Origin of the sequence: Paucibacter aquatile, from assembly GCF_002885975.1 — a bacterium.
GTDB classification, from domain to species: Bacteria; Pseudomonadota; Gammaproteobacteria; order Burkholderiales; family Burkholderiaceae_C; genus Paucibacter_A; species Paucibacter_A aquatilis.
This window is the reverse complement of the sequence record NZ_POSP01000003.1, coordinates 895,855-911,621: the sequence shown is the minus strand read 5'-3', so window position 1 is coordinate 911,621 and position 15,767 is coordinate 895,855. Positions and strand designations below refer to the sequence as shown.

The following is a 15,767-nucleotide window of genomic DNA, read 5'->3' as shown; positions in this document are numbered from 1 at the left end:
CTATCAAGGGTTTTCCCGATTCGCGGGCTGTTGTTGTAATCACCCATCAAGCCACGAAGGGGAAGATTTCCCTGCATGACTTCATGCCAGCGACATCGTTCTTGGTGGTCTTGGCCCAAGAAATGGGCAACTCTGATGTCAGTTGGAAGATCGGCGGCTGCCGCGTCGCGCTACTTTGTGTTGGCCTTGATCGGGCTGCGGCGCGATATCTCCCAGCAGGTAGCGGGCTCCTGGGCCTTGCCTCGCGGCCTGGTCGGCCGGGTTGTAGAGCGCGCATTTGCTCAGGGACAAGCAACCGCAACCGATGCATGAGCTCAGCGTGTCACGCAGGCGGCTGAGCTCGGCAATGCGCTGGTCCAGCAAGGGGCGCCAGGAGGAGGACAGTCGGGCCCAATCGGCCACCGTGGGCGTGCGTCCTTCCGGCAATTCGGCAAGCGCGGCGCGAATCTGATCCAGGCTCAGGCCCACGGCCTGGGCCGCACGCACAAAGGCCAGGCGACGCAGGTCGCTGCGTGCGTAGTGGCGCCGGCCGCTGTCGCTGCGCGTGCTTTGCAACAGCCCTGCGTCCTCGTAGAAGCGCAAGGCGCTGGCGGCCACACCGCTGCGCCGAACCAGCTCGCCGATGGGCAGGCGATCGCTTGCCGAAGGCGCGGCGGATCGCGTTGTTCGGCTGGAACCGGATGCGGAATTGGGAGCAGGCGGTTTGCGGATGCGCATGTTCATGGATGGGGCTGCATTTGAATGCCCTTGCGGCATGCAGGGCCAAGCGACAGAACGGGCTTGACTTCAAGTTCACTTGAACTTTGAGTATAGAGGCCTCTTCACAGCAGCCGAGGTCTCGCACCATGAACCTACATCCCGCACATCCAGCCCATCAAGCACCACGTGCTCTCGCGACTCTCGCCGCGCTGCATGCCAGCCTGGACCAAATTCAGGACCATCCTCCCGAGTACGGCGATCAGCTCAGCAGCCACCTGCCCATGGCCGTGCATGCCTTGTATCAGCTCGGTGCAGAAGCGGAACAGCTTGAGGGCTTTGCGTCGACCTATGCAGCCCGTTTCGAAGGCCGACGTCTGGACGAGGCTGGCCAGGTATTGCCCGACTGGCGCGAGGCCATGGGGCAGTTCGACGCTTTTGCCGATCTGCGTTGCAGCTTTGCCGAAGAGCTGGCCCGTCGCGGGCGTGATGAACTGCTGGGCCAAGCCCTGCCGGTGTTGCTGCCCGGCATGTCGGCCGTGGCCTTTCACGGCCTGATTCGTACTGCACATGCGGTGGAGGGCGGCCATGATGGCGAACTGGCCTCGGCTTTGGCCTACTGGGCCTGCCGTTGGCAGACTTTGCCCCCGCCGCCATCACCCCCGCCATCACCCCCGCCATCACCACCGCCATCGACCATGGCATCGCCCGCATCGCCACCTGGCAGGGCGATGGACTTGGCCGCGTGGTCGCAAGCCCTGGTGGACGGTGCGCGTGGCTGGCGCAGTGAGGCGCCGCTGATCTTCCTGCGCATGCAGGAGGCCAGTGCCACGCCTTTGTATGCGGAGCTGGTTCACGGCCTTGAGCCCGAATCTCTTTTGGCGCAGCGGGTGGCTCAGCTGGCCCATTTGGCCCTGGGCTACTACCTGGCCAGCGGCAATTTCACGGTCTTGCACATGATCACCGGCCTGCGCGCCTTGCGGGTGCTTCTGCCCTGGCTGCCCCAGCGCTTGCATGTGGATCCTGCGGTTCAACACCTGCTCGGGCAAGCCTTTGTGGCCGCCTATCTGGCGGGACGGGTGCAGGTTCGGCCGCAGGCGAATGAGGCCTCACCGCTTCTGTCATGGCCCGAGCTTGCGGCCGCCGCATGCGGTTCCAAGGACGATCACGCGATCAAGTTGGTGCATGCCTGTGGCGATGAAATGGCGGTGTATGGAGACCGCCGCTATGTGCAGGCCGCGGCCCTGGCCTTGCGTTCGGGATGAGGGCTTGGGCCCGGCCAGGCGAGGGAGCACGGTTTGCTTCTGCCAAAGCGAAAGCCCCGCGGCTGCGGGGCTTGTCACGATTCACACGGGCTGAGGCACTCGTGTCAGAGGTGACGAGGCCTCAGCTTGATTCAGGTTCAGAAGGCGTAGTTCACGCCCACATTGAACTGGTGCATCTTGACCGTCACGGTGTCGGCGCCCGAACCCAGCTTGTTGCTGCCCAGGTTCATGTACTCGCCACGCAGGCTGACGTTCTTGGCCAGCTGGTAGCTGGCGCCCAGGCCGAACAAGGCCTTGGTCTTGCGTTCCGTGCCGTTGTAGCCGCCTTCGGTCACGGTCAAGGAGTTGCGGCCCACGCCCAGACGGCCGTAGAGCGAGAACTCATTGGTGATCGGGGCGATGCCCAACACCGAAGCTTGCAGCGCATTGGCCTTGGCAGAGACGCTGCCTTCCTTCCAAGTGCCCAAACGACGTGCGCTCAGTTCAAAAGCGACGTTCGGGTTCAGGGTGTAGCCCAGGGTGGCGCCGAAGCCGGTCTTGGAGCCGGACTCTCCATCGACTTTGAATTTGCTCGAGCCGATGTCGGCGCCGATGTAGAAGTTGCTGTCTGTGCCAGGGGCAGCAGAGGCGGTACCAGCGATCAGGGCCAGGGCGGCGGCGGCGATGAACTTGTTCATGGTGTGGACTGCTTTCAAGGAAAAGTTGTGGTTCAAATCAAGCTCCCCCTCGGGAGATGCTTCGCACTCTAACCATCGCTTCACCGGGTGTCGCGTCCGCCTGTGCAAGTGCTGCCGAACTGCCGCTTGGTGCTGAAAATTGCTACCTAAGATGATTTTATCGGGTTGTTGGTGGTGAATTTTGCGACTGTCGTCGCCGTTTCATATCCCAGGGTGTAGGCCTCCTCGAACACGGAGTAGGCGGCCAGGTCGCTGTGGGCGAAGTGGACGCGCCCGGGCAAGTTCCGCAGCGCCCGCAGGGCCGATGAGCCCCGCAAGCCTGGGCTCGGAATGCTCATGGCATGGCCCCAGCGCACGAGGTCGGCGCGTTCCAGCTGGGTGGGCAGATCTGGATGAACAGCGCTCAACTCCGCCAGCACCTGGGTCAGCCAGTGTCGTCTGTCTGAGCGCAGCAATTCTCCGCGGCGAGATTGAGGCAGCGCCCAGTAGGCGCTCAGCACGGTCGGGCCGCTCACCGGGCGAAGGCTTTGATGCATGGCGTCGACGTAGCCCAGCGCCTGGCTGCCGTAAATGACGTTGTCCCAGGCGGGCGGGGCGCCCAGGCGCTGCAGCAGCGGCTGCTTGAGCTGCAGATTGGCGACCAGCCAGGGCGCGTGGGCTTGCTGCGCGACCACCTCGTCGAGCGCGGCAAGACCGGGGCCCAGCAGGCGCTGGGCCATGAACAAGGGCGTGGCCAGCACCAGGTGCTGGCACTGCCAGCCTTCCTCGCGTTGCAGGCCTTCATTCCAGACGCGCAGGCTGATGTCGTGCTTGCCGGCTTCGATGCGCAGCACCGTGCGACCGGCATGGATGCGCTCACGCAAGGGGGCCGCCATCGCCTCGCTGAGGAAGGCATTGCCTTGCGGCCAGGTCAGCACCGGTTCGCGCTCGATGCTGTCGGCGCCTGGCGCATGAAAGCCATGGCGGCTGGCAAAGTAGTGCAGACCGGCCCAGGCCGAAACTCCTTCGCTGGACGTGCCGTAGTCATCGCGGCAGCAATAGTCGAGGTACCAGCGCAGCGTGGGCTCGTTCAGGCCCTGGGCTTGGAGCCAGGCCGCAAAGCTCTGGCTGTCGAGTGCCGCATGGGCTGGCGTCCAGGGCGCGCGATGGCTGGGCATGGCAAAACCCAGCTCGCGCTGTGCGTGCTCCACCGCCTGCTCGAAGCGGCGCAGCTGGGCCAGGGCATTCGGGCTGGGCTCGGGAGGGAGCAGGCCTTCGTGCCACTGGCCCTCGAAGAACAGGCGCTCCTGCGGGCTGTGGCAGAGGTAACGCTCGTCCCAGACGGCTCGGCCCAGCTCCTGGCGAACCAGCCCCAGCTGCTCCAGCAACTGGTAGACCTCGTGAGACTGAGGCCCCGGCAGCGGCAGGTAATGCGCGCCCATGGGGCAGGCCATGCCGCCCATGCGATGGCCGCGGCTGTTGCCGCCGACCTGGTCTTCCAGCTCCAGCAGGGCGAAGTCGTCCAGGCCGGCCTGGCTCAGGCCGCGCGCGCAGGCCAAGCCCGCGATGCCACCGCCGACGATGAGCACGTGGCGGCGCTGCAGGGGCAGGGCTGGCGCGCTCTGAGCCGCAGGGAGGGGCCCACGCAGGCGGTGGCCACGCTCGGCGCTGGCGCCCAGCCAGGCGCCGGGCAGCTGGGCCAGCTCTGCCTGTTGGGCTTCGCAGCCCGCCAGCAGCAGCGAGGCGCCTGCGCCTGCGCCTGCGGCCGCTTGCAGGAACTCGCGCCGACTCCAGTCCATCAATGCACCTTGCCCCATTCGGCCTCGAACTCATGGACCAGGATCTGGTTGGACAGACGGTTGATCTCGGTGGGCACACGGGCCATATCTGGCGGAAAGTCCAGCAGCGCCGGCAGGCCGCCGAGGCTCAGGAATCGCAAGCCCTCGGGCAGTTGTCTCGGCAGGGCCCAGGGACGGCGGCCGGCCAGCACAAAGCCCCATTCACCGAAGCTGGGTACATGGGCGTGGTAGGGCGTGGTGCTCAAGCCAGCCGACTCCAGGGTGCTTACCACGGTCCAGAAGCTGCGACGGGCAATCAGGGGCGAGGTGGTTTGCACCACGGCATAGCCACCCGCGTTGAGGCGTTGATCGATCAGGCGGTAGAAGCTGCTGCTGTAGAGCTTGCCCAGCGAGAAGTTGCTGGGGTCTGGGAAGTCGATCACGATCACATCGAAGCGCTCGTCGGGCGGTTGCTGCTCCAGCCAGCCAAAGGCATCGGTGTTGACGATGCGCAGCTTGGGGCTGAGCAGGGCATCGCGGTTGAGCTGGCGCAACAAGGGCAGGGTGGAGAACAGCCGGGTCATGTGCGGGTCCAGCTCGACCAGGGTCACCTGCTCAACGCTGGGGTAGCGCAGCACCTCGCGCACGGCCATGCCATCACCACCGCCCAGCACCAGCACCCGTTTGGGCGCGCCGTGGCCGGCCATGGCGGGGTGGACCAGGGCTTCGTGGTAACGGTATTCGTCGCGCGAATGGAACTGCAGATTGCCGTTCAGGAACAAGCGCGTGCCGGCCTGGCCCGAGGTCACCACCACGCGCTGGTAGTCGCTGCTCTCGCGCACGATGATGTGCTCGCCGTAGAAGCGATCTTCGGCCCAGGTGTTGAGCCGCTCGGCCATCAACATGCCCAGCACGAGAAGCAGCACGCTCAGCCCACAGGCCAGGGCGTGGCTGCGCCAGGCCCGCAGCTCGCTGCGAAAGAGAAACAGGGCCCAGACTGCCACGCCCACATTGAGCAGGCCGAAGAACAAGCCCGTGCGCACCAGGCCCAGATGCGGCACCAGCAGCAGCGGGAAGGCCAGGGCCACGACCAGGGCGCCGAGGTAGTCGAAGGTCAGTACCTGGGATACCAGATCGCGCAAGGCATAGCGGTGGCGGAACTGCTTCTTGAGGATGCGCATCACCAGCGGGATCTCCAGGCCCACCAGGGCGCCGACCAGCAGCACCAGGCCGTACAGCAGCACCCGGAAGGCCGCCTGTTGCCCGGGCGGCAGCAGGCTGTGAGCCAGGAACAGGGCGGCCGGCATCAGGCCGCCGATCAAGCCCACCAGCAGCTCGATCTTCAGGAACTGCGCCACCAGCTGACGCTCGACGTAGCGGCTCAGCCAGGAACCCAGGCCCATGGCGAAGAGGTAGGTGCCGATGATGGTGGAGAACTGCAGCACCGAATCACCGAGCAGATAACTGGCCAGCGCCCCGGCAGCCAGCTCGTAGACCAGGCCGCAGGCCGCCACCACAAACACGCTGACCAGCAGCAGCACTTCGTGCAGGGAGATGCGCCCGGCCTCAGGCGAGTCAGGGCTGGCGGGCTCGGTCGTTTCGGCGTGCGAAGGAGGTGGCGTGAGGCTCATGGAGTCCAGGGCTCTTTTTTCGGGTGCTGCATTGTGGCCGCTGCGCCGCGGCTGATTCGGTGCAGGGCGCTTCAGGGTGGCTCCGGGCCTGGCGAGTTGCTGTTGCAAATCTGCAGCAGTCGGCCCGCCCTTGATTTGAGGGGGTTGGGCAAGGATGGGTGGCGCGAGTGTGAACTGCGTCACCGCAGCTTCCGGGTGGGCCCGGAATTTGCGCTGACACTGGTTTCATTCCACAGCCACGACACCAGGACCTTTCGATGAAGACCCAGACCATGAACGCTTGGACCCGCTGCGCCGCCCTCTTGAGCTTGTTGGGCGCTGGTGTGGCGCAAGCCGGCATCGTCAGCAACGGCGGCTTTGAGAGCCAGACCGGCAGCAATGCCAATGGCTATTGCTACACCAGTTCTGCGGGCTGCGCCTTTGCCGGCTGGAGCAGCACGGGCAACGGCACCGTGGTCATTGGCGCCAACAGCAGCGCCTGGGGCACGCCCAGCAACCTGGGCAACGCCAGCGGCAATCTGGGCAGCTTTGTGCTCGGGTTGCAAGGCAATGGCGCCAACATTTCGCAAACCTTGAACCTGGCCACGGCCAGTCTGGTGGAACTGAGCTGGTTCGACGCCGGTCGCAGCAACTGGTCGGGCCTGCAAAGCTACAGCGTCTACTTTGCCGGCACCGAGCTCGGTACTTTCTCCACCCAGGCCGGTCAGGCTTGGCGCCAGCATCAGCTGAGCTTCACCGCCAGCGGCTCGGGTCTGCTGGAGTTCCGCAGTCTGAACCTGGGCAGCTATGACCGCACCAGCTTCATCAACGGCGTGCAAGCCACGGCCAGCCAGGTTCCGGAGCCGCAGTCGCTGGCGCTGGCCCTGACCGCACTGGCGGTCCTGGGCCTGACGCGTGCTCGTCGTCATCGCGGCCTCTGAGTCGGCGCGGCGCGCCATGCCGCAGGGGCTCTTGGGCAAGAGGGATTGGCAGAGTTTGCAAAAATACTGGCTGTCTGTTCGCTTCCTGTTACTTGATCGCGATGAGCCAGGCCCCTTCCTGCAACCCGCCCCATTCGTCCTCTGTTCCTATCCCTGCGGCCTCCCAGCACACCAGCCCGTGCCAGGCGTGCGGCGCGTGTTGCGCGTTTTTTCGCGTCTCGTTCTACTGGGCCGAGGCGGCCGAGTTGAACGCGCGATGGGTGGAGCCACTCACGCCCCACCTGAGCTGCATGGCCGGCACCAATCGCAAATCCCCGCGCTGTGAAGCGCTGGGTGGGCAGGTCGGCCAGCATGTGGCGTGCAGTATCTATGCCCAGCGCCCCAGCCCCTGCCACGAGTTGCAGGCCGGCGATGAGAAGTGCCAGCGTGCCCGCGCCGCGCATGGCTTGCCGCCGCTGGCCTGAGGCTTGGGGTGACGGCGCTCAGCCGTGGATGGCAGCGGCGACGATCTGACCGATCGAGATGCACATCGCGCCCACCACAATGGCCAGGGCGATATTCTTGTGCTCGACGATTTCTTCCCAGAGCTTGTAGGGGGTGAGCTTGTCGATGATGACGAAGCTGATCCAGAAGACCAGCACGCCGATCAGGGCGTAGAGGATGGAGCCCAGCACGATGCCGGGCTTGAGCCATTCGAAAGCGCTGTGGTCCATGATGTGGATCTCCTCAAATCTTGCGTGAACGGGTTGTGGCCTGGACGTTTGGCTATTTGTGGCCGCCGCCACCGCTGCTGTAGCCGCCGTAGGAGCCGCCATAGCTGCCGCCGCTTGTTCCGTAACGGGCGCCGCTGGATTTGCGGCATTGCTGGTACTCGCTGCTGGCTTCGCCGTAGTTGTCCTTGTAGGCCTGGCAATCGTCGCTGCTGCAGGCGCGCAGCAGCAAGACCAGGATCAGCAGGATGAAAAAGGCGATGACGATCTTGCGCAAGAGGCCGCCGCCGTCGCTGAGGCTGCTGGCATCGCGGCCCAGAGCGGCCGCGCGCTCGGGCGCCAGCTTGAAGGCCCGCGCCACCACGGCGGCATCAAGCTTGCGCCCGAGGCTCCAGACCACTTCGTTCTCGGTCTGTTCGCGGCTGAGCAGCATCTGCCGGGCTTCGCCCTGGCCTTCGTAGTCGCTGACCCGGGTGCGTTGGTCACGGCTGACCTGCCAGTAAAACTCACCCAGCACATAAGTGACCTTGGCCTGATAGGTCCAGCGCTTCTTGTAGCTCTTGCCACCCCAATCGATGCGATCCCCGCGGCTGCTGACGGGGGCGCCGGTCAGGGGCCGCACCAGGCTCCAGCCCTCTTCGGTGTCGACCAGAAAGGCGAAGCCCTCGATCTTGTTGTAGAGCAGGTACTCGCGCCAGAAGGTCTGCTCGTCCTCGCTGCTCTCGGGCAGGTCGCAGCGTTCCTGGTAGCCCACCACCTGCCAGCTGATGGCCTGGCCAGTCTCGGTCTGCAGCATGCCGGTGCTGCCCAGGCGCAGCTGCGGCTCCATGCCGTTGTTCTGGGCATAGTGTTCGAGATCGGCTCCGGCACCTTGCGAGATGTCCACCACGGCATGGCATTGGCCGCAGACGATGGAGCGGGTGCTGCTGAGGCTGGGCGTCAGGGCGGCGCCGCAGCTGGGGCATTCCAGGCTGCGCGATTTCAGGTCTTTGCTGTTGACATCGTCGCGCAGGCCCTGCATGGCCATGGCGTCCAGCCGGATCGAGCGGCCGAGCGACCAGATCGGCGCCGCGTCGCTGGATGCGAGTCCTGGGCTGAAGTCGAGGCTGCCGACTTCGTTGCCGGGCCCGCGCAGCTCGGCCACCAGGTACTGGCGCTCCGCTCCGAGCTGGGGTGGGCGTGGCAGCTCACCTTGGGCGGCACGCAGATGACAGCGGGTGACGGCCGCCACTGTCCAGCGCTGGCCGGCCAGTTGCAAGCTGCGGTCAAGAATCAGTTCCTGTGCCTTGGGGGCGGCTTCCGAGAGAGGCGCCTCGAAGGCCATGACATAACTGCCATTGTCCTCGGCCAGCCAGCCCGAGCGTGGGCCGGCCGGTCCGCCATCGAACAGCACATGCCATTCGTTCCAGCTGCCCTCGGCATAGGCGATCTGCTGGCGGCCGACGACGGTGAAGGGCGCGCCGGCATAGCGGCCGCTGGCGCCGATCTGAAGCGGCGAATAGTCCTCGATCAGCTCGGCGCTGATGCCGATCTTGCGCAGGGCCTCGCCCTCGCGCAGCAGGCTGCTGCGGCAATAGCTGCAGACGGCGCTGGCAGAGGCCGCCGAGGCGAACTCCACCGTGGCGCCGCAGTTGGGGCAGGCAGCTTGCCAGCGGCGCTGAGGAGCGCCACTGGCGGAGGAGCCGGAAGGAGGCGAGGTGTCCGATGCCAAGGCGCGCGCTGCTTCCTCAGCCCAGCTTCTTGAGCAGGTCGGCCTTCTTGGCGGCGAACTCTTCGTCGGTCAGGATGCCCTTGGTCTTCAAGTCGCCGAGCTTCTCCAGCAGCTGCATGATGTCCTCGGCGCTTTGCACCACGGGCGCCGCAGCAGCCACAGCGGCCGCGGCCACGGGTGCTGCTGCAGCCGCCAGGCCGCCTTGCAGCTGTTGGGCCAAGACCTGACCCATGGCCAGGCCGGCGCCCAGGCCCATGGCGTCGCCCGCGACACCGCCGCCGCCGCCCTGGCCCACGCCTTCGGCCAGCTTGGGGATGGCTTGAGCGGTCTGGTACTGCATGAACTGGCCCATGTTCTGACCGATCATGCCCATGCCGATCTTCTGGTCGAGGATCTTCTGCAGCTCTTCCGGCAGGGAGACGTTCTGCAGCGTCACGCCCTCCAGCTTCAGGCCGATCTTTTCAAACTCGGGCGCGGTGGCGGTTTGCAGCTGGCGCGCAAACTCGATCTGGTTGGCCGCCAGATCCAGGAAGGGGATGCCGCTTTGGGCCACCGCATCGCTGATGTGTTGCAGCATCAGGCCGCGCAGTTGGCCGTCCAGATCCTGCACGGTGTAGCGCTCGCGCGTGCCGGAGATCTCGGTGTGGAAGAGTTTCGCATCGGCCACGCGGTAGACGAAATTGCCGAAGGCGCGCAGGCGCACGGCACCAAAGTCCTTGTCGCGGATGGTCACCGGCTGCTGCGTGCCCCAGCGCTGGTCCACCTGCTGGCGGGTGCTGAAGAAGTAGACGTCACTCTTGAAGGGCGATTCGAAGAGCTTGTCCCAGTTCTTCAGATAGGTCAGCACCGGCAGGGTCTGGGTGTTCAGGGTGTGGGTTCCAGGCCCAAAGACATCGGCGACCTTGCCTTCGTTGACGAACACGGCCAGCTGCGACTCGCGCACCGTCAGCGAGGCGCCGTACTGGATTTCCATATCGGCCATGGGGAAGCGCCAGGCCAGCGTGCCGTCTCCATCCTCCGTCCACTGGAGGATGTCTATGAACTGCTTCTTGATGAAATCCATCAGGCCCATGGCCGCGTCTCCTTGTTGTCAGCCCGATCCCATGCAGCCGGCGCCAGCACATCACCGATGTGCTGGCATCGAAGCTCTGGCTTCGATGCAAACCGACCGCGCTTGCCGGGCAGTATGCGACAAAGTACCAATGCCTCCGGGCTCGCCCCCGGGTCAAATTCACCGTCGATCCCCAAGCTGGATGTGATATCTCCAGTGGCCGATGACACAATCCGCGCCATGACAGTCAGCCCCACTCGTGTCCGCATCCAGACGGAAGATTTTGACTTGAGCCAGGAAGCGGCCGCCTTGCGCGCGGGCGATGGGCGCACAGGCGCGGTGGTCAGCTTTCTGGGCACGGTGCGAGATGTCGGGGGCGAGGGGCCGGCCATCGAGGCCATGGAGCTCGAGCATTACCCCGGCATGACCGAGGCCAGCATCGAAGCCATGATTGAGGCGGCATTGCAGCGCTTCGACATCCACGAGGCCCGCGTGATCCACCGGGTTGGTCGCCTGGCGGCCTTGGATCAGATCGTGCTGGTGCTGGTCAGCGCCCGCCACCGCGGCCAGGCCTTCCAGGCCTGCGAATTTCTAATGGACTACCTCAAGACCCAGGCGCCGTTCTGGAAGAAGGAATACACGGCCGAGGGCGGCCACTGGGTCGATGCCCGCGAAGCGGACGATGCGGCGCTGGCTCGCTGGGGCATTCAGGTGGCCGGCAATACGGCGGGTTCGACTCTGTGAGCGGCCTGCCTGTGGGGCTGGCCCAGGGTGCCGCCGTTGCCGGTGGTGCTGCTTTGGGCGCGCTCTGCCGCTGGGTCGCCGGCGTTTACTTCAACAGCAGCTACGCCGGTTTCCCGCTCGGCACCTTGCTGGTCAATCTGGTCGGCGGCCTGCTCATCGGCATGGCGCTGGAATGGTTCGGCCGCACGCCGGATGAGTTCCTGCGCCTGCTGCTGGTCACCGGCTTTCTCGGTGGCTTGACCACCTTCTCGGCCTTTTCGGGTGAATCGCTGGGGCTGTTGCAGCGGGGCGAGATGGGGATGGCCTTGCTGCACGCCGCAGCCCATGTGCTGGGCTCGCTGGCGTGTGCGGCGCTGGGTATGAGGCTGATTCGCTTGTGGCTGGCGATGGGTGCTTGATGTCGCGAGCAGGGCAGGGGCGAAGAACGAGGTCATGAGTTGCTGGCTCGACGGCGCCCCCGGCCAGCCGGGTGCCCGCTTACTGCTCAGCCACGCGGTGGCGACGCGATGACAGCCAGCCGAACAAAGCCAGGCCCGAGAACATCAGCGCCCAGCTGGAAGGCTCAGGCACCGCAGTCACGCGCAAGGTGATGTCGCTGGCGTTGTAGTCGACGCTCAGCGTCAAGCCCGGGCTGCCCAGCCATTGCACCTGGCTGAAGCGGCCCCCGCCGACCAGTTGGCTGAAGGTGGCGATCTTGAAACTGTCTCCCACCTGAGGGCCGAATCCGTCCAGGCTCTCCACTTTCAGCACGCCGCCGACGCGCAAGTCGCTGCTGATGCTGATGGCATCAAAGCTGCTCAAGCTGGCCAGGTCGATGTCCAGCACCGAGGTGCTGCCCAGGGTCAGATCGCCGTCGATGGCCAGTTGGCCGACGGTGGACAAGCTTCCTGGGCTCAGCTCGCCCAGGTTCAGCAGCGCATAGCTCTGGCCTGCAGTCCGGATCATTCCGTCGCCCTCCAGCCGCCCGTGGTTGTTGAAGTTGGCCTCAGATGAGCTCAGGCTCGCGCCTGCAGCAATGCGGGCGACCCCGGTGTTGTTCCATGCGTCTCGGAGCAGGAAAGTGCCGGAGTTGATGTGAATCTGGCCGCTGTTGTTGAAGCCGTAGGCCTGGGTGGTGCCCAGGCCGTTGCGCTCGTAGGTGCCGGCGTTGTTGAAGCTGCCATTGCCGGAGTAGGCGAGGTAGCGGTTGCCGGAGGGGTTGACGGTACCGGCATCGACGAAGGTGGTGCCTGCGGCGACGTTGATGCGGGCATTGGAGCCGACGGAGATGGTGCCGCTGCCGGCGGACCAGCTGGCGCCGCCGTTCAGGTTGAGGGTGTGGGTGGCGTCGACGTACTGGTTGTTGCTGCCGGAGAAGCTGGCCGCGCCGGTGATGGTGGTGGTGCCGGGGCCGAAGAGGGAGCCGGAGGAGAAGGTGAGGGCGCCGGCGGTGAGCAGGCCGCTGCCACCGCGGTTGCCGCCGGCCAGGCCCAGGCTGGCCACGCTGTGGCTGCCTTCGTTGTAGAAGTTGCCGTAGTCCAGTTGCAGGGCGCCGTCGATGCTGGCGGCCGCGGTGAGGGTGAGGTTGCCAGCGCTCTGGCGCAGCAGGCCGGCGTTGCTGACGCTGCCGGAGATGGTGGCGTTGCCACCGGAGTAGTCGAGCACAGCGCCGCTGGCGATCTGGATCTGGCCGGAGGAGCTGGAGTCAGCGCGCATCAGCATCGTGCCGGCGTTGATCTTGAGCGTGCCGCTGTTGTTGAAACCGTAGGCGTGTGTGGTGCCCAGGCCGTTGCGCTCGTAGGTGCCGGCATTGTTGAAGCTGCCGTTGCCGGAGTAGGCGAGGTAGCGGTTGCCGGAGGGGTTGAGGATACCGGCATCGACGAAGGTGGTGCCGGAGGCGACGTTGATGCGGGCATTGGAGCCGACGGAGATGGTGCCGCTGCCGGCGGACCAGCTGGCGCCGCCGTTCAGGTTGAGGGTGTGGGTGGCGTCGACGTACTGGTTGTTGCTGCCGGAGAAGCTGGCCGCGCCGGTGATGGTGGTGGTGCCGGGGCCGAAGAGGGAGCCGGAGGAGAAGGTGAGGGCGTCGGCGGTGAGCAGGCCGCTGCCGCCGCGGTTGCCGCCGGCCAGGCCCAGGCTGGCCACGCTGTGGCTGCCTTCGTTGTAGAAGTTGCCGTAGTCCAGTTGCAGGGCGCCGTCGATGCTGGCGGCCGCGGTGAGGGTGAGGTTGCCGGCGCTCTGGCGCAGCAGGCCGGCGTTGCTGACGCTGCCGGAGATGGTGGCGTTGCCACCGGAGTAGTCGAGCACAGCGCCGCTGGCGATCTGGATCTGGCCGGAGGAGCTGGAGTCAGCGCGCATCAGCATCGTGCCGGCGTTGATCTTGAGCGTGCCGCTGTTGTTGAAACCGTAGGCGTGTGTGGTGCCCAGGCCGTTGCGCTCGTAGGTGCCGGCATTGTTGAAGCTGCCGCTGCCGGAGTAGGCGAGGTAGCGGTTGCCGGAGGGGTTGAGGGCACCGGCATCGACGAAGGTGGTGCCTGCGGCGACGTTGATGCGGGCATTGGAGCCGACGGAGATGGTGCCGCTGCCGGCGGACCAGCTGGCGCCGCCGTTCAGGTTGAGGGTGTGGGTGGCGTCGACGTACTGGTTGTTGCTGCCGGAGAAGCTGGCCGCGCCGGTGATGGTGGTGGTGCCGGGGCCGAAGAGGGAGCCGGAGGAGAAGGTGAGGGCGCCGGCGGTGAGCAGGCCGCTGCCACCGCGGTTGCCGCCGGCCAGGCCCAGGCTGGCCACGCTGTGGCTGCCTTCGTTGTAGAAGTTGCCGTAGTCCAGTTGCAGGGCGCCGTCGATGCTGGCGGCCGCGGTGAGGGTGAGGTTGCCGGCGCTCTGGCGCAGCAGGCCGGCGTTGCTGACGCTGCCGGAGATGGTGGCGTTGCCACCGGAGTAGTCGAGCACAGCGCCGCTGGCGATCTGGATCTGGCCGGAGGAGCTGGAGTCGGCGCGCATCAGCATCGTGCCGGCGTTGATCTTGAGCGTGCCGCTGTTGTTGAAACCGTAGGCGTGTGTGGTGCCCAGGCCGTTGCGCTCGTAGGTGCCGGCGTTGTTGAAGCTGCCGTTGCCGGAGTAGGCGAGGTAGCGGTTGCCGGAGGGGTTGAGGGTACCGGCATCGACGAAGGTGGTGCCGGAGGCGACGTTGATGCGGGCATTGGAGCCGACGGAGATGGTGCCGCTGCCGGCGGACCAGCTGGCGCCACCGTTGAGGTTGAGGGTGTGGGTGGCGTCGACGTACTGGTTGTTGCTGCCGGAGAAACTGGCCGCGCCGGTGATGGTGGTGGTGCCGGGGCCGAAGAGGGAGCCGGAGGAGAAGGTGAGGGCGCCGCTGGTGAGCAGGCCGCTGCCGCCACGGTTGCCGCCGGCCAGGATCAAGCGGTCCAGCAGTCGGTCGCTGTCCAGAATGGCGCTGCCGGTGCTGAGGGTGGCTGTGTCGCCGGAATCCGGCAGGCCCAGCAGTGACCATTTGTTTGCATCGGTCCAGCTGCCTGTGCCTCCCAGCCAGACGTAGTCCAGCGCCTGGACCGGACCGGCGCCCAATGCCAGCAAGCTGGCCAGCAGCAGGGGACTCAAGCGCATGGGCATCGGCATCAGCTGCTTCGATGGACGGCGAGATGGAACACGCGGTGCGTTCTTCATGTGGATCCCTGTGGTGAAGTGCTGCGGATGTGGGCAGCGGGACGGGGCGAATGACAATGGAGTGCCGGGCGTCATGGCCATGAACAGGCGAATGAGGTTGGGCCTGTGAAACGGCCGCCAGTCCCTTCGCCCACGCCTTGAGCGCGCCGACCCCTCAGAGACGGACATGCGGCAAGGACGTCAGGGCCGGACGAACTTCAAGTTAGGGGGCTCGCGGACAAGCCTTGGGTGTCGTCGCTCACGCGAAGGACAGGCAGCGTTGCCCCGGACATCGGGCGCGCTGGTTCAGGGGCTAACGGTAGCGATGCAAACCGTCAAAGTCCTGCTTGCCCAGGGGCACGCCGCTCTGGCGCAGCAAGGCGTAAGCGCAGCTTATGTGGAAGAAAAAATTGGGCAGGGCGAAGTGCTGCAGAAACTCGGTGGCGGGCAGTTGCAACTGCGCTCGGCCGGCGTCACTGCCGATCACCCGCGCTTCGGCACCTCGGAAGGCTTCGGCAGGCAGGGTGTCGAGGTAGCTTTGACGCTCGCGCAGCAGGGCTTGTAGGCCGTCCAGACCGGGCGCCGGGCTGCCCAGTGGTGGCACGGGCAGCCCTTGCAGCGGGGCGCAGGCGCGCAGGACAAATCCTGCGGCGATCTGCACCTGCAAATGCAGCGGCAGCATGTCCGGCGCCAGGCGCGCTTCCAGCAGCTGGGCCTCGTTGACGCGGCCCTTCGTGACTTCGGCTTGAGCTGCATCAAGCATCAGGCTCAGCTGCCTGAGGTAGCGTTGGAACACGGGCACGCTGGCGGTGTAGAGCTGGGGCGGGTTCATGGTGTGGAAGGCAGGCAGGGCGGCTGACAGGATTGCGGCGGCGATTGTGCCGCTCGCTGCGTGCCGTCGGTGGCAAGCCCCTCGCTGGAGCACTCCCCCTAGAAGCCGCGCTCTGCGCCGCGGGCCTCTTG

14 protein-coding genes are annotated in these 15,767 nt (G+C 66.0%); 5 read left to right on the top strand and 9 right to left on the bottom strand.

What is annotated here, in order from left to right; all coding sequences use genetic code 11:
* Nucleotides 1-138 precede the first annotated feature (138 nt).
* Nucleotides 139-723 carry a redox-sensitive transcriptional activator SoxR gene (gene soxR, locus C1O66_RS07220; protein ID WP_243392732.1) on the bottom strand — a complete coding sequence of 195 codons (585 nt, stop codon included), beginning with the start codon at nucleotides 721-723 and terminating at the stop codon, nucleotides 139-141.
* Nucleotides 724-845: 122 nt separating this feature from the next.
* Between soxR and C1O66_RS07215 the strand changes: the two genes are divergently transcribed.
* Nucleotides 846-1,961 carry a questin oxidase family protein gene (locus C1O66_RS07215; RefSeq protein ID WP_102767260.1) on the top strand — a complete coding sequence of 372 codons (1,116 nt, stop codon included), beginning with the start codon at nucleotides 846-848 and terminating at the stop codon, nucleotides 1,959-1,961.
* A 137-nt stretch (nucleotides 1,962-2,098) separates the two neighbouring features.
* On the opposite strand, the gene C1O66_RS07210 is transcribed toward C1O66_RS07215, so the two are convergent.
* From C1O66_RS07210 to C1O66_RS07200, 3 genes are all read right to left on the bottom strand, one after another.
* Complete coding sequence (locus C1O66_RS07210; RefSeq protein WP_102767259.1) at nucleotides 2,099-2,638, bottom strand: outer membrane beta-barrel protein; 540 nt, start codon at nucleotides 2,636-2,638, stop codon at nucleotides 2,099-2,101.
* A 146-nt stretch (nucleotides 2,639-2,784) separates the two neighbouring features.
* Nucleotides 2,785-4,434, bottom strand: coding sequence for a flavin monoamine oxidase family protein (locus tag C1O66_RS07205; protein WP_102767258.1), 1,650 nt, complete (start codon nucleotides 4,432-4,434; stop codon nucleotides 2,785-2,787).
* Complete coding sequence (locus C1O66_RS07200) at nucleotides 4,416-6,026, bottom strand: polyamine aminopropyltransferase (RefSeq protein WP_102767257.1); 1,611 nt, start codon at nucleotides 6,024-6,026, stop codon at nucleotides 4,416-4,418. The genes C1O66_RS07205 and C1O66_RS07200 overlap by 19 nt, the downstream gene beginning before the upstream one ends.
* 272 nt (nucleotides 6,027-6,298) lie before the next feature.
* On the opposite strand from C1O66_RS07200, the gene C1O66_RS07195 reads away from it, so the two are divergent.
* Together C1O66_RS07195 and C1O66_RS07190 are read left to right on the top strand one after the other, a co-directional pair.
* Nucleotides 6,299-6,946, top strand: coding sequence for a hypothetical protein (locus tag C1O66_RS07195; protein WP_133155124.1), 648 nt, complete (start codon nucleotides 6,299-6,301; stop codon nucleotides 6,944-6,946).
* 101 nt (nucleotides 6,947-7,047) lie between these two features.
* Complete coding sequence (locus C1O66_RS07190; RefSeq protein ID WP_102767255.1) at nucleotides 7,048-7,410, top strand: YkgJ family cysteine cluster protein; 363 nt, start codon at nucleotides 7,048-7,050, stop codon at nucleotides 7,408-7,410.
* An 18-nt stretch (nucleotides 7,411-7,428) separates the two neighbouring features.
* On the opposite strand, the gene C1O66_RS07185 is transcribed toward C1O66_RS07190, so the two are convergent.
* Genes C1O66_RS07185 through C1O66_RS07175 form a run of 3 tightly spaced genes read right to left on the bottom strand, consistent with a single transcriptional unit; the run spans nucleotide 7,429 to nucleotide 10,439 of the window.
* The gene (locus C1O66_RS07185) at nucleotides 7,429-7,659 is read right to left on the bottom strand and encodes a DUF350 domain-containing protein (protein WP_102767254.1); all 231 of its coding nucleotides are present in this window, start codon (nucleotides 7,657-7,659) and stop codon (nucleotides 7,429-7,431) included.
* A 52-nt stretch (nucleotides 7,660-7,711) separates the two neighbouring features.
* A complete protein-coding gene (locus tag C1O66_RS07180) occupies nucleotides 7,712-9,367 on the bottom strand; it encodes a DUF4178 domain-containing protein (RefSeq protein ID WP_102767253.1) in 1,656 nt (551 codons plus the stop codon).
* Nucleotides 9,368-9,383: 16 nt separating this feature from the next.
* Nucleotides 9,384-10,439, bottom strand: coding sequence for an SPFH domain-containing protein (locus C1O66_RS07175; protein WP_102767252.1), 1,056 nt, complete (start codon nucleotides 10,437-10,439; stop codon nucleotides 9,384-9,386).
* Between the two features lie 219 nt (nucleotides 10,440-10,658).
* On the opposite strand from C1O66_RS07175, the gene C1O66_RS07170 reads away from it, so the two are divergent.
* Complete coding sequence (locus tag C1O66_RS07170; protein ID WP_102769517.1) at nucleotides 10,659-11,162, top strand: molybdenum cofactor biosynthesis protein MoaE; 504 nt, start codon at nucleotides 10,659-10,661, stop codon at nucleotides 11,160-11,162.
* Nucleotides 11,159-11,560, top strand: a complete 402-nt coding sequence (gene crcB, locus C1O66_RS07165) for a fluoride efflux transporter CrcB (protein ID WP_102767251.1) — start codon at nucleotides 11,159-11,161, stop codon at nucleotides 11,558-11,560. The genes C1O66_RS07170 and crcB overlap by 4 nt, the downstream gene beginning before the upstream one ends.
* A gap of 79 nt (nucleotides 11,561-11,639) precedes the next feature.
* On the opposite strand, the gene C1O66_RS24580 is transcribed toward crcB, so the two are convergent.
* Both C1O66_RS24580 and C1O66_RS07155 read right to left on the bottom strand, forming a co-directional pair.
* Nucleotides 11,640-14,765: a PEP-CTERM sorting domain-containing protein gene (locus tag C1O66_RS24580; protein WP_133155123.1), complete on the bottom strand. Its 3,126-nt coding sequence runs from the start codon at nucleotides 14,763-14,765 to the stop codon at nucleotides 11,640-11,642.
* Nucleotides 14,766-15,117: 352 nt separating this feature from the next.
* A complete protein-coding gene (locus C1O66_RS07155) occupies nucleotides 15,118-15,636 on the bottom strand; it encodes a DUF1993 domain-containing protein (RefSeq protein ID WP_102767249.1) in 519 nt (172 codons plus the stop codon).
* Between the last annotated feature and the right edge of the window lie 131 nt (nucleotides 15,637-15,767).